The organism is Singulisphaera sp. GP187, from assembly GCF_900129635.1.
Taxonomy (GTDB): Bacteria; Planctomycetota; Planctomycetia; order Isosphaerales; family Isosphaeraceae; genus Singulisphaera.
This window is the reverse complement of the sequence record NZ_FSRB01000001.1, coordinates 3,721,356-3,735,270: the sequence shown is the minus strand read 5'-3', so window position 1 is coordinate 3,735,270 and position 13,915 is coordinate 3,721,356. Positions and strand designations below refer to the sequence as shown.

10 protein-coding genes are annotated in these 13,915 nt (G+C 63.1%); 4 read left to right on the top strand and 6 right to left on the bottom strand.

The features are described from left to right. Positions 1-357 precede the first annotated feature (357 nt). Positions 358-2,019, bottom strand: a complete 1,662-nt coding sequence (locus BUS42_RS14560) for a tetratricopeptide repeat protein (RefSeq protein WP_074307528.1) — start codon at positions 2,017-2,019, stop codon at positions 358-360. Between the two features lie 423 nt (positions 2,020-2,442). On the opposite strand from BUS42_RS14560, the gene BUS42_RS14555 reads away from it, so the two are divergent. Next, complete coding sequence (locus BUS42_RS14555; RefSeq protein WP_074307527.1) at positions 2,443-3,066, top strand: 3-keto-disaccharide hydrolase; 624 nt, start codon at positions 2,443-2,445, stop codon at positions 3,064-3,066. Between the two features lie 293 nt (positions 3,067-3,359). Continuing rightward, the gene (locus BUS42_RS14550) at positions 3,360-4,784 is read left to right on the top strand and encodes an IS1380 family transposase (RefSeq protein WP_074307526.1); all 1,425 of its coding nucleotides are present in this window, start codon (positions 3,360-3,362) and stop codon (positions 4,782-4,784) included. A gap of 455 nt (positions 4,785-5,239) precedes the next feature. Here the strand turns inward: BUS42_RS14550 and rho are convergent, their stop codons facing one another. Beyond that, positions 5,240-6,484, bottom strand: a complete 1,245-nt coding sequence (gene rho / locus BUS42_RS14540) for a transcription termination factor Rho (RefSeq protein ID WP_410001710.1) — start codon at positions 6,482-6,484, stop codon at positions 5,240-5,242. A 418-nt stretch (positions 6,485-6,902) separates the two neighbouring features. Then, positions 6,903-8,102, bottom strand: a complete 1,200-nt coding sequence (locus BUS42_RS14535) for an RNA-guided endonuclease InsQ/TnpB family protein (RefSeq protein WP_074307525.1) — start codon at positions 8,100-8,102, stop codon at positions 6,903-6,905. A gap of 161 nt (positions 8,103-8,263) precedes the next feature. Here BUS42_RS14535 and BUS42_RS14530 point away from each other — a divergent pair, with 161 nt between their 5' ends. Both BUS42_RS14530 and BUS42_RS14525 read left to right on the top strand, forming a co-directional pair. Then, a complete protein-coding gene (locus BUS42_RS14530) occupies positions 8,264-10,303 on the top strand; it encodes an ATP-dependent helicase (RefSeq protein ID WP_074307524.1) in 2,040 nt (679 codons plus the stop codon). 140 nt (positions 10,304-10,443) lie between these two features. Then, a complete protein-coding gene (locus BUS42_RS14525; protein ID WP_254053511.1) occupies positions 10,444-12,039 on the top strand; it encodes a hypothetical protein in 1,596 nt (531 codons plus the stop codon). 152 nt (positions 12,040-12,191) lie between these two features. On the opposite strand, the gene BUS42_RS46015 is transcribed toward BUS42_RS14525, so the two are convergent. The 3 genes from BUS42_RS46015 to BUS42_RS14515 form a co-directional block, all read right to left on the bottom strand. After that, on the bottom strand, positions 12,192-12,317 hold the full coding sequence (locus tag BUS42_RS46015; RefSeq protein ID WP_256386149.1) for a hypothetical protein: 126 nt from the start codon (positions 12,315-12,317) through the stop codon (positions 12,192-12,194). A 363-nt stretch (positions 12,318-12,680) separates the two neighbouring features. Next, positions 12,681-12,914 carry a hypothetical protein gene (locus BUS42_RS14520; RefSeq protein WP_074307522.1) on the bottom strand — a complete coding sequence of 78 codons (234 nt, stop codon included), beginning with the start codon at positions 12,912-12,914 and terminating at the stop codon, positions 12,681-12,683. Positions 12,915-12,920: 6 nt separating this feature from the next. Further along, the gene (locus BUS42_RS14515) at positions 12,921-13,913 is read right to left on the bottom strand and encodes an FAD binding domain-containing protein (RefSeq protein WP_074307521.1); all 993 of its coding nucleotides are present in this window, start codon (positions 13,911-13,913) and stop codon (positions 12,921-12,923) included. Between the last annotated feature and the right edge of the window lie 2 nt (positions 13,914-13,915).

Genomic DNA, 13,915 nt, shown 5'->3' with positions numbered 1-13,915 from the left:
ATTTGCATATTTTACGTTGATGTCCGGATGGGTGGCCGCAGTGGCTTGAGACCGGGGTCGAGTCACTGCGCCCCGAGGTCCTTTGGCCCCAGGCCGCGGCCGGAGCCCGATCGCCAAGCGGGGCGCTGGCACTGCCCCCTTGTGAGCGCCAACACCCTTCCTCCTCCCCCCCTGGGACCGCGGGCGTCCCGCCCGCTCTTGAATTGACTTCAATGGAATTGAATGGAATTGCGGGCGGGTCGCCCGCGGTCCCAGGGAATCCCATCGATTCAAGCAAGACAGGAGCAGGTGGGACTGCCGCGGCCATTCATTCCCAGAGAATCGAGGAAGGCCATGTTCGCCGGCTTCATTTTGACCTCATTCGCCCGAGAGGCAGAAGCAGGATGATGAGAGTTGTACGTCCGCGTCGCTCCACTGCTTTTCCCACCGTGCTCGGACCTCCTTCGCTTCCTTGTCCTTGTTCTGGGCCTCAAGGGTCCGCATCAGTCCGAACAGGGCCCATCCGTTGTGGGGCAGCCGCTTCAGATCTTCGCGGTAGACGGCTTCTGCCTGTCCGAGACGTCCCGACTTCAGGAGTGCCGCGCCGAGCACGTGCCGCACCGGCATGATCCAGTCGGGCGGCTCGTCGTACTTGAGGGCGTCCTCGGCCCGGACCGCCTGCTCCAACGCAGCGAAGGCGGCCTCCTCGTTTCCCTCGCGATAGAGGATTTCTCCCGCGAGCAGGGGTTCGGCGACGTCGAGGAGCGCGGAGCCCGTGCTGTTGCCGAAGCGGGCGTCCGCCGGGACTCGGGTTCGGGCCAAGGCGAACTCCTTCTGCGCTTCGCGGGCCCGCTCGATCCGATCGGTGGCGGCGAACGCTACGCCTCGGGCCGCGTGCCGGAGTGCCCGGGCGATCGGGAACGCCGCCTCCGGCTCCGGAGCCGCCAGAATCTCGTCCCACCGGCCGAACCGCATTCGCACCTCCAGCGGCATGGCAAAGATTCCGTCGGCGATCGCCGCGTTCTCGCGTGCCCACTCGATCGGCATGTCGGCCAGCATGGCGTCGATCGTACGGATGGCCTTCCGGCTCTCGCCCCGCATCAGGGCGGCGTAGGCCAGCAAATGCTGGTTATGGAGCATGTAGAGCCGGTAAAACCCTTGAGTCGGCCGGATCGCTCGGTAAGCCTGATCGGCCGCGATCGCGCGTTCGTTCGTCTCGGCCGCTTCCTTCCACCGGCCGAGCCGCACGTCGATGTGCGACGGCATGTGGACCAGGTGGGGGAGTCCCGGTTGCAAGAAGCGCAACCGATCGGCGGCCGGCAACGCTTTCTCGGGATGGGGCGAGGCCTCGACCGCATGGATGTAGAGGTGGCAGGCGAGCGGATGGTCCGGCTGGATCGCCAGCGTCTCCTCAAGGGTTTTGACCACCAGGTCGGTGCCCGGCTGAGCCGCTCCGTTGGCCTGCCAAAGGTCCCAAGGCCGGAGATCCATCAGGGCCTCGGCGTATATCGCGCCCACATCCGGATCCCTGGGATGGTCTCGCCAGACCGATTCCATCGCCGTGGCATACGCCTGATCGAGAACCTTGCGATCCTCCGGCGGTTTCTCCGCATACCGCTGGGACGCCGCCTCGATCAATGCCTGCTCCACCGCACTCGCCGTTTGCCTGTGCGACCGCGCTTGCTCGATCGCTCGCGACGCGGCGATGCCTCGCTCCTCGGGCACGACCGGGTTATTGATGTGCGGCCCATTGGCCATCGCGAGTCCCCACCACGCCATGGCGCATGCGGGGTCGAGCTCTGTCGCCTGCCGGAACGAGCGAATCGCCTCGTCGTGGTTGAACGCCGAGAGAAACGCAAACCCCTGATCGAAGTAGCGTTGCGCCTCGGGTGAGTCGGTCGTGATCTTGCGCCCATGAGTTCCCAGTCCCTCGAAGATCGGCTCGCGGGGAAGAGGGGCTACGAACCCCGCGCCCGTTCCGATCGCGATCAAGGTCAGCAGTGCGGGGAGGAGCGCCTTCGGACGTCCGTGACTCCACATCGAAACTCCGCGAAAAAAAGGAGTGAAGGGGGGGGCAGCCTCCCTTAATCATAGGCTGTCGCATCCTCAACGTTAACCGTGAGGGCCTCCTCGAAACGACCTGCGCGTGCCGGGGCGCAGGCGACTGACGTACCGGACTTGAAGTGCGAGGCCGCCTGCATCTTGCGGCCGAGTGGATCGAGAACGTAGAAGGAGGACCGGAGGTATGGGCCAACCCCTGTGTGATGGGGTGTCCTTGTGAGGTGCTTGGACCTCCGGCTTGCCCCCTGATTCACGCGGAGACGCGGAGGAGAGGGAGAGGAGGTCGTTGATAAATCGGCCAACGGAGCGATTGATTTTGACCGATGGATCCATCCTCGCCCTGTGGGGCCCAGTTACAAAGTCGGAACTCGCTGTCTCCTTCATTCGCGAAAGGTATTGCTGATGCGGTATTGCTCTTGGCTTCTGGTCGTGTTTATGGCTTCCGTTTCCCTCGGGGCCGAAGACGGCTTCGTCGCGCTGGTCAAGGGAGACGACCCCGCGCAGTTCGACCTGATCGGGATCGACCCCGATGCCTTGAAGATCGTCAATGGCGAAATCAAGGTCATGGGGAAACCCCACGGCTACTTCGTGACAAAAGCAATCTATCGAGATTATGTGCTGAAATGTGATTGGATTTACGAACGACCGGAAGGTCTGGCCGATGATGCCAAGTTCGACGGGAACAGTGGCCTTTTCCTCCATGTTCAGAAGCCGCACAAGGTCTGGCCCAAGTCGATCGAGGTCCAGCTCATGAACGCCGACTCCGGGAACCTCTTCGCCATCTTCGGAGCCAAGTTTACCGGATCCAAGGATGCCCAGGCCCAAAAGAAGGCGATCAAGCCGGTCGGCCAGTGGAACCACCTCGAAGTGACCTGCCAGAATGGCCGAATCACGTCCACAATCAATGGAGTCGAAGTGAGCCGGGGCACCGGGGCTTCGCCCGACAGCGGTCAGATCGGCTGGCAATGCGAAGGCACACCGATCCAATTTCGGAGGATCATGATCAAGGAACTCAAGGGCGACTAATCGACGAGCAGGATGGGATGGCCCTCTGTCCGGGAGGTCTTTTCCGTAGTCCAGTCGTTGGAAAAGATTGTGGGGGCGAAAAAGCACGGCGGAGGATGCAGCGACTTGTGTATTGTGGAAATGTATTAACTTGGGAATTAAGAGTTATGTAATGAAAAACGAGGCAAAAATTGCTTGCATGTCGGTAAGTATGCCGCTAGCCTGGATTTCTCACCAGGGATTGAATCGGGCTGCCTTGCGTGTCATAGGTGGAATTGCGACAACCACTTTTGACACCGAACCAAGGCAGCCCGATGGCTACAGAGTGTAACTCGACTTACCTCGACTTTTCCATCCTCGGTCACCGCCAAGTGCTCGCCGATTTTGACGGTGGCGTCATCTCTTCTGATGGCGGCGCACTCCTACTGCGACAGACCGAAGCCCGCACCGCGATCATCCGCCAGTTCGCCGCCTGCTTTACGGACCATCGCGAGCCCGACCTCATCGAGCACCCCTTGGAACACCTCGTCGCCCAGCGGGTCTACGGCCTGGCTTTGGGCTACGAAGACCTCAACGACCACGACGATCTCCGCCGCGATCCCTTACTGGCCACCGTCGTCGGCAAGACCGATCCCACCGGACAGGACCGGCCACGGCTCCGCGATCGCGGCAAGCCGCTGGCTGGCAAGAGCACCCTCAACCGCTTGGAACTGACCCCTGTCGGGGCCGACGGACAGAGCCGTTACAAGAAGATCACCTGTCAGACCCATGAGGTCGAACGGCTCTTCGTTACCCTCTTTCTTCAGGCCCACAGCCGACCCCCCGAGCGGATCGTTTTGGACCTCGACGCCACCGACGACACGGTCCATGGCCGCCAACTTGGCCGCTTCTTCCACGGCTACTACAAGGGATACTGCTATCTCCCGCTCTACATCTTCTGCGGCGACCACCTGCTCTGTGCCCGGCTGCGTCCCTCCGACATTGATGCCAGCGCCGGCTCGGTGAAGTACCTCCAGCGGATCGTCTCGCAGATCCGCCAGGCGTGGCCTCAGGTGAAGATCCTGATCCGCGCCGACAGCGGGTTCTGCCGCGAGGAGATCCTCCGATGGTGTGAAGACAACGGCGTGGATTACCTGATCGGCCTGGCCAAGAACACCCGGCTGACGGCAGCAATCGCGACCGAATTGGCCGAAGCGCGACAGCAATTCGAGGCGACGAAACAGCCGGCGCGGGTCTTCGCCGAATTGCGTTATCAAACGCAGAAGACTTGGAGCCGAGAGCGTCGGGTAGTGGCCAAGGCCGAGCATCTGGGCAAGGGAGCCAACCCGCGGTTCGTGGTCACGTCGCTCTCGGCGGAGGAACGAGCGGCGCAGCCGCTGTACGAGCAAGACTACTGTGGTCGCGGTGAGATGGAGAACCGGATCAAGGAGCAGCAACTGCATCTGTTCGCCGATCGGACCAGTGCCCACACGATGCGTGCCAACCAGATCCGGCTGTTCTTCTCCTCAATCGCCTACGTGCTGCTGGAGGCCTTGCGGCGGTTGGGGCTGGCGGGAACGTCAATGGCTGAAGCGCAGTGCCAGACGATCCGGCTGAAACTCTTGAAGATCGGGGCGTTGGTCCGTGTGACGGTTCGCAAGGTGTGGGTGAAGTTCTCGAGCGGTTGCCCGTATGCGGAGGTGTTCCGGCGTGTGCACGCCAACTTAGCGCGGTCGGATCCCAGGATCCAGAGGTGCTGAACCGAGGAGACGCAGTTCAACAAGGCGGAGAATACCCCTCCCGAACGAGGGGGTAAGGATCGGGGTGCGCTCCCGCCTGAGCGTGGAGGCCTGAGGAACTGGGTTTGCACCGCCCTGAAGAGGTCCGACCGGGTCCAAGCCAACGTGAAGAGCGGGCGAAAGACCCCGTGGGTCGCGAGTGGCGGGGGCGAGCGGTCGAAATCGTCGAGCGATCGGACCCCGAATGAATAGGGTGAGAAATCGCGGCTAGGGCATTGGTGCATGCTTCGACTTGAATGGGGTTTCAGGGGTATGAACGCTTCATCGATTCGCGCATAGACGGAGCCTCGGGTCTTGGTTAAGAAGACCGAGGCGAAGTCGTTGCGCAGCGGAGCCCGGGGCCTGGGCGGGCGATGCCAAGGGCGTACTTGGAGATGGAGTGGCTGAATCGACGTCCGGATTCCTGGGGGCGGACGTCAGTGATCCTTCTGGAATTGGCCGATTCGTTCGAGGAAGGCTTTGTTGCTGGGGAACTTGCCCATTTGCCGGACGAGTGATTCCATGGCTTCGGTGGGCTTGAGTTCCGAGAGGCTGCGGCGGAGCAGGTTGACGCGGCCGAGCGTTTCCGCGTCGAGCAGTCGCTCTTCCTTGCGGGTGCCCGATTGCTGGATGTCGATCGCCGGCCAGACGCGACGGTCGGACAGGCGGCGGTCGAGGACGACCTCCATGTTGCCGGTCCCCTTGAACTCCTGGAAGATGAGTTCGTCCATCCGGCTGCCGGTGTCGATCAGGGCGGTGGCCAGGACGGTGAGCGAGCCCCCTTCGTCGAAGGTCCGCGCGGCGCCGAAGAGCCGTTTGGGAACGTCCATCGCCTTGATGTCCATCCCGCCCGACATGGTTCGGCCCGAGTTGGACCCTTTGTTATAGGCCCGGGCGAGCCGCGTCAGGCTGTCGAGGAGGATCAGGACTTGCCCTCCCGTCTCGGCGATCCGCTTGGCGCGATCGACCGTCAACTGGGCGAGCCGGATGTGCTCCTCGGTGGAGTGGTCCGAGGACGAGGCAATGACCTCCCCTTGGATCGTCCGGCGCATGTCGGTCACTTCTTCGGGCCGCTCGTCGATCAGCAGGACGAAGAGGGTGAGCTCGGGGTGATTCTTGGTGACGGAGGCGGCCAGTTGTTGCAGAAGGATCGTCTTGCCGGTCCGCGGCGGGGCCACAATCAGGCCGCGCTGGCCTTTGCCGATCGGCGTGAGCAGGTCCATCACGCGCATCCCGAGGGGTTCGGGACCGACTTCGAGATGAATCCGTTCGAACGGGTCGATCGCGGTCAGGTCGTCGAAGCCCCGAAGCCCGAGGTACTGGTCGGGCGTTCGGCCTTCAATTTCCGTGAGTTCGGCGAGGCGGAGCGATTCTCCCCGCTTGGCCGGACCCTCGACCCGACCGGTCAGTCGCACCCCTTGGCGGAGCTGGAACTTGGTCAGCAGGGGAGAACCAACGTAAACGTCGTTCGTCCCCACCTTGTAGTTCCGCGCGGGGTCGCGGAGGAAGCCGTACCCCTTGGGGTGCATCTCCAAGACACCGGAACAGGATTGTTCGGCCATGCTCATGGCAATCGCTCGGAGTAAATGGGGAAGGCAATCGATGCGATTCAAACGGTGGCAGGTGCCGTGCCGTCCGGCACGACGAAAGTCGCGGGCAATCGATCGGGTGGAAATTCCAATGAGGGTGACGGAACCTCTCGGTCAGGAGATCATCCCCGATGATCCGGCCGTCGGTCGGGTGGAAGGAGGGATCATCCGTTGAGACGAAGCCCAAGAGAGGTGTTGGCAGGTTGAAACGTTCCCTCAGGTTTCCACCCTGCAAGGCACGGAAAGGATTCGTCTCGGCTATCAAACATACAAGGCGGCTGCCTGGTCGTCCATGCCGAAACCGCGAGAATAAACCTTAGGAACGCCACACACGACGCTTGTACCCATCAAAAATGATCGGGAAGCCGGCGGTTTGCCCGGGAAGCGAACGCGTTGAATCGGTCGTTTCGATTGTCGCGCGGATCGGTTTGGACCGGCCTTGGTGAGAGACTGGTTTGCAAGGGATCCGATCGTATAGTGAAATCCTCCGTCGCGTAAACGCGACGGCTTCCTACGAGGAACTTGCGAGGTTGCGGTTACCACGATGACGACTCAAACGAGCCACCTTCGGTTCCCCGCTTTCGGCGCCAGAGCGCCCGGGCGGTGTCACGCCGCCCACGCCAGAGGGGCATGCCCCTCTGGCAGCGAGGTTCCGGGCCGCGTTTAGGTCGGCGTTGAGCCGATACCCGCACGCTTTGCAGGCGAACGCCGCCTGCTTGGTCCGGTTACCTCGTTCTGTGTGTCCGCATCGGGAGCACCGTTGGCTAGTATGCCTCGGGTCCTCCGCGATCACGGTAACGCCGCAGGCCGCCGCCTTGTAGGTGATGAACTGCAAGAGTTGTGCGAAGGTCCAGCCGGAGAGCATCCGGTTGATCTTCGCCGTCCCTTTGCAACGTTCGCGGATTCCGGTCAGGTTTTCGACGTGGAGGATGCCGCTGGCTTTCGCTACGGTGTCCACGATCTCGCGACTGACCTTGTGGTTATGGTTCGTCGCCCAGAGGTACTCTCGCCCCTTGGAGCGCTTGACCATGCCCACTTTGCGTTTCGCCTGCAAGGCTTGGCGATAGCGGAAGTAGCGGCTCCGGGTGTACCGGAGCGGCTTGCCGTCGAAGAACTTTGCGACTCCGGGGCCTGCCAGGACGGCGAGCTGGGCAAGGCCGAGATCCAATCCGAAATGCGGACGCTCGCGATCGGGCACCGGAACATCCGGCGACTTGACGGCGAGCATCAAAAACCAATCGTCTCCCTTGCGAACAAGCTCCGAGACACCGTGAGGGAGTTTCACGCGTTCGGCAAAACACGACGGAATCAACACAGGGAGCCAAAGAAATCCGTCGGGTGTGGTGATACGGACCACGGATTTGTCGGGGAAGATCCGCAGGTTCTCGGCGGCAAGCCGCAACGGCAGCGTCCGTCGAAACGTCGGCGGGTTCGATCGGCGGTCACGTTTTTTGCGTTCCAGGTGCGCGCGGTAGGCGGCGACGGCCTTGTCTCTTGCTTGCTGGATTGTCGAGGCAGGGAGATGAAACAACTCCCTTGCTTCCCTGTAACAATCGCGATGAATCACAGTCGTGTTCGTCGTTTTCAACGTCTCGATGCGACCCCAGTGAAACCGAACGCAAACGGTGAATATCTCAGACAACGATAAAAGGCGAGTCGCCTTGTTGTTGTTGAGAGATCGAAGCTTGAGTTTCAAAACACCGGTTTGCATAGGCGAATCATGGTGTTCTCGTGTTCTCTAGTCAAGACAGGAGCGGCGATTCCCCCGACAGCTAAAGCAGACGGTCCCCTCGCCGAATTTTGATGGAACCCCTATGATGACGATTCCAGAGACGCCCGATCCTCTCCAAGGGTTGATCAGCCAGGACTTGCATGCGGAAAATTCAACTCAAGAAGGTCGCCGATCAACGGCTCGTCGAGCGGTTCGGCCTCGACCTCAACGAATCGCAGCGCATGGCCGCATTCGCGCCCGACGGCGCGAACCTGATCCTGGCCGGCCCCGGCTCGGGGAAGACGCGGGTGATCACCTATCGCGTCGCCTATCTGATCGCCAAGGGGGTTCCACCCGAGTCAATCCTCCTGGTCACGTTCACCCGCCGGGCCGCGCGCGAGATGGTCGGACGCCTCGAGTCGCTGATCGGACCCCATGCGTCGCGAGTTTGGGCGGGGACGTTTCATCATGTCGGCAATCGCATTCTCCGACGCTCGGCCTCATTGCTCGGGTACGGGGCGAACTTCACCATTCTCGACAGTGAGGATCAACTCGACCTGATTCGCCTGGCGATGGACGATGCCGGACTCTTCGGCACCGGCAAGATGGCGCCGAAGCCGGCCCTGGTGCAGCACCTCCTGAGCTTTGTCTTCAACGTCGGCCGCCCTCTGGCCGAGGTCCTCGCCGAGCGCCATCCCGACTTTGCGACCTGGCGCCCCCAGCTCGAGAAGGCGGCCGAAGCCTATGCCAGTCGCAAACGCGCGGCCAATTCCATGGATTACGACGACCTGCTCGGACAGTGGGGACGCCTGATCCGCGAGTTTCCCGACGAACTGGCCGCGCAAGGGCGAATGTTTCGCCACATCCTGATCGACGAAATGCAGGACACGAATATCGTGCAGGTCGCCCTGGTCGAGGCGATCGCGCGGGCCGGTTCCGGCAACCTGACTGCCGTGGGCGACGATGCGCAGTCGATCTACCGGTTCCGGGGGGCGAACTACGACAACATCCTCAAGTTCCCGGACCGCCATCCGGGAGCGAAGCTGTTCCAGCTCGAGGTCAATTACCGGTCAACCCCCGAGATCGTCGCCTTCACCAATGCGTCGATCGCCCACAATCACTCCGGGTTTCCCAAGACCCTGGTCTCGGCCCGCTCGGCGGGGGTTCGGCCGATTGCGGTCCCCACGGCCGACGCCTATGAGGAGGCGGAATTTCTCTGCCAGCAGATCCTCGAGTGCCACGAGCAAGGCGTGGCCTTGAACCGAATGGCGGTGCTTTATCGCAACCACCACGACAGTATTCTGCTCCAGGCCGAGCTTGTGGCGCGTGGCATTCAGTACACGGTCCGGAGTGGTCTGAGATTCTTCGAGCAGGCGCATATCAAGGATGCGCTCGCCTATTTTCGGATCCTGGTCAACCCGCGCGATGATGCGGCCTGGCGCCGCGTGCTCCTTCTCTTGCCGGGGATCGGGCAGGTCAAGGCCGCCTCGATCTGCGACCATCTCGCGCGGGCTGCTGATCCGCTGGCGCTGCTCGCGACGGCCGAGACGATGGCCCTGTTGCCTGCCAAAAGCAAGGGGTTCTTCGCCGGACTGGTGGCCGACCTGAACAAGATCAGGGCGTCCGGCCCGGAGACTAACCCGGCCGCGGCGATCGCGGCGCTGCTGGAGGGCGGCTACCCCGCGACCCTCCGCGTCAAGTATGACCGTCCCGAAAACCGGATCGCCGACATCGAGCAGCTCGGCGTACTCGCGGCGCGGTACGAGAGTCTCGAGCGTTTGATCGCCGAGCTCCTGCTGGCTGGCGACGTCTACGGCATGGACACGCTCGCCGAGGGGGACAGCACGGCGGAAATCCTCGTCCTGAGCACGATCCACCAGGCCAAAGGGCTGGAGTGGTCGCGTGTTTTCGTCCCTCGCCTGATCGAGGATAGCTTTCCGAACTACCGGGCCTTGGGAGAGCCGGGGGGCGAGGAGGAGGAACGTCGGATCTTCTACGTCGCGGTCACCCGCGCCATGGATGAGCTCTACCTGACCTACCCCCTTCTGATCTCCCGGGGAGGACGAGGCCCCAGCGTGGTCGCCTCGCCGAGCCGCTTCCTGACCGAGATCGACTCGGCCTTGTACGAGCCGGTTCTCCTGGAGACCGAGTTCGATGCCGGTTGGATCCGCCCGGACCAAGCCGGTCACGACCGATTCTGAGCCCGTGATGCCATGGATCCGAGGGTTCTTGTCGCCCGTTCACCCAGGAGGAACCGGCTCCGATTCACCTTGTCGTGCAAGGGCGGGTCTGGCAGCTTAATAGGCCGAGAATAATCCTGGCCAAGCTCACCGGAGCGCGCATGGACCCGCAGCCGCCCGACTCGTTGACCTCATCCGACGATGAGACTCCCGAAGCGCTCCTCGAGGCGTTCCGCGCTCACCCCGAGTGGACCGAACGCCAGCGTGACGAACAGTTGGATCGATTGATCGAACGAGTGCCGGCCGATCGCCTGCTCGTCGCCGCCCGCGCGCGGATGGCCAACCTCAGCGGAACCGAGGGCGAGGTCATCCTCCGGATCATTGAGGCGCACGCGACCCCGGAACTGCTCCGTGAGTTGGGGGCGGCCCTGGTCGCCCAGCCTCATCTTTCTCCCGAGCGGACCTGGGAGGTAGTGACGCTGCTCGAAGGGGCGGAACTGCTCGATGAGTTCCCCGAGCTCATTGCACGCGCGGAGGAACTCGAGGAACTGCTCGACGAGGAAGGGTCGCTCGAGCAACTGGCCGAGCAACTGGAAGGGGATCCCGAGGGGACCTGGCTGGCACTTCAGGGGCTCGGAGCCGTGGAACCCGAGATTCGGCCCCAGATCATCGAAGGCTTGGCCCAAGGACCGATTGGCCCGGGGTTGGCCGAATTCCTCCGGCTCCTCTGCTTCGCGCACGATCCTCCGACTCGGGCCGCCGCGCTCGACGCCTTGGCCCAGCCCAGCGAAAATCAGGAGCACCTGGTCACGGTCTGGGAGTCGATCGCGGCCGACCACCCCGACGCCGAGGTTGTGGCCCGGGCCCAGGACTGGCTGGCGGGCCGCTCCCGCTCCCAGCCCAAGGTGGACGTCCCCGCGGTTCAGGAGGCGACGACGGCGATTCAGGCCGAGTCGAGTATCGCCCGGTCGCTGGTCACCGGCCTCGACGGCCGAGGGCGGGGGACGATCGTGCTCGCCACCTATCGGGGTGGCTCACTCGCCGCCGCGGCCTTCGTCTGCGACGTGACCCAAGGGGTTTGCGACGTGATCGGCCAGGCCGATCTCGACTCGCCGCGCGAAGCCGGCCTCTTCGAGCAACTCGTGGAGCAGACCGATCTCGAAATCGTCGAGGACGTTCCCGAACTGGCGCTCCGCCTCCTGGGGGGAAGCGTCTTGCTCTGCGGCCGCTCGACGCCCCCCACGCTTCGCTACTGGCTCGAGGCCACGATGCCGCCTGGCTTCCGTGCTCTGCCGTTCCCCGCGCCATTCCCGGGGTGGGATCCCTCGGTGCTCCGCTATGACGAGATGCCCGACCGCGCCCAGGCCGTGCTCGATGCCTGCCCGAACTGGCTCGATCACTCGCCCTTGACCTACGAATTGGCCGAGGAAATCGCGCTTCGCGAGGGAGGAGAGGCGTTGCCCGACCCCAGGCGAGACGCGGGCGCCTATCGGTTCCTGTTCGAGCACCGGCTGTTCGGTCAGCTTGAGCTCTACCGTCGGATGCTTTACTGGATGGCCTCATTCTGGCAGGCGGCCGGCCGCGAATACCTCGGCCAATCGGCGCTGGCGTTGGCCGGCCAGCTCTCCGATGCGCAACATTCTGTTCCCAGCCATCCGTTTACGGTTGCGCTGAGTACCCGGAGCTTGAAAACCGCCCAGGACAATCTCAGAGAGGGGATCGATCCGCGCCGAAAACCTCGGTCGATGGAAGCGTGACGCGTCTCGCCACAGTGGTCGGGGCGAGACGCATCACATCGATCAGGTCAGTGGTGACTCCGCGGTTGAAGGTAGGTCCCGCGGTCGGCGGATCTCGTGAGCTACGTCTCAGTTGAGCGGCTGAGACGGCACTCACTGGCCCCGCGAAGTCGTTACTTCTTGGCCGACTTCGCCGAAATGGGTGCGGCGGGTGCGGCTGCGGACTTGGCCGATGCGCCTTTCTTTTTCTCGTCGATCTTCTTCTGCTTGTTCTTGTCTTTCGGTGCCTTGTCGCCCATGGCAGCTCTCTCCCTACTCGAGGAAGTGACGGGAACCGATATGTAGAAGCCGTACCGCAAGCTGCGGTGTAACGACTCAACCTTAGAATGGTCGTAAAGTTGATTCGGATTCAAGAGGGAATTGCGGAAAATTTTCGACGAAATCGCCGCTTGGTCGCGTTTTGACGATTGGTGGTTCGGTCGCCTGAGGAAATCGCCTCCGGGCGAGCGGGGAACGGCTCGCTCCCTGCCATCGAATTGGCTCCCACGCGATCCCCTCAAAGGTGAGCAATCCGCTCCCTGTCGTCGGATTGGCTCCAATCCGAAGCCCCGATCAGACAGGGAGCGATCCGCTTTTCGCTCGCCTTTCCAGGCGAGCGAGGTTCAGATTGGTTCGTAGCAGGCCCGGGTTGGGTTGCGGCATTCGGCCCGTTCGACGAAATCATCGTCGGGCCCGAATCCCTTCATGGTTTGCAGGCACCAGAAGATGGTGTTGTCATAGTCAGGGTGCGAGTCGTTTTCAACGACGTCGGTGTAGACGTACATCCCTTTATTCCGCAGGTGGCGGCAAGGGATCGACGACACCACCGGGAGTTCGTTCGGATCGCCGTCGGACATAGTTGTTCAGACCTCCTCCCAGTACCGGTTCCCGGCCGCAGCGAGCAGGGCACGCTTGACGGCGGTGTTGGTGAGGGTGACCTTGTAGCCGTTCATCGACAACGGTTTGGCCGCGGCGACGGCGGCCGCACCGGCGGCGCCCGCGGTCTCCAACGTGATCGTCTTGCCCACGATCGCCTTCTCGGCCTCCTCGCTGCGATAGGGGATCGGCGCGACCCCCGCGAGGATCACCCGCGCCTTGGAGACCTTGCCGCCGTCCAGGGTGAGATTGACCGAGGCGAGCACCAGCGGCCAGTCGTGTGCCTGCTTCTGTCGCGCCTCGTACGAGGCGTTCTTCCCCTTGGCCGCCGGGATGGTGACCTTGGTCAGCACCTCGCCGGGTGCGACCGTCAACTCGCGGTCCCCATCGCTCTTGGGAATCTGGTAGAGGTCCTCGACCTTGACCGTTCGTTCTCCCTTGGGCCCGACGATCGTCGCCTGGGCCCCGAGGGCGATCAAGGGCGCGGCGAGGCTCGACGGGTTGACGAAGAGGGCGTCGCCATCGGTCAGGAAGATGGCGTGGTGGCGGTTGTCCCCGGCGCGGACCAGGCTCTTGCCATCCTTGAGGGCGAGCAGGCCGTTGCCGGCGCGGAAGTACCAGCAGCGGGGGCGCTGAAGCAGGTTGCCGCCGACCGAGGCCATGTTGCGGATTTGCGGGGTGCCGACCTCGAGCGTGGCCTGCCAGAGGGCAGGGTAGGCCTCGCGGAGGCCCTTGTGATCGAGCACGTCGGCGAGGAGCGTCCCGGCGCCGAGGGTCAGGCCGTCGCTGGTCGCGCTGCCCGAGATGCCCGCCAGCGTCTTCACGTCTTTGAGATAGACGACGCGCGCGGGGTCGGACACGTAGTCCTTCAAGCGGCAGAGCAGGTCGGTGCCGCCCGAGAGCGCTTCACTCTTGGGAGTGGCGAGGAGCTTGAGCGCGTCCTCGATGCTCGCGGGGGCGGCGTAATCAAAAGCATTCATCG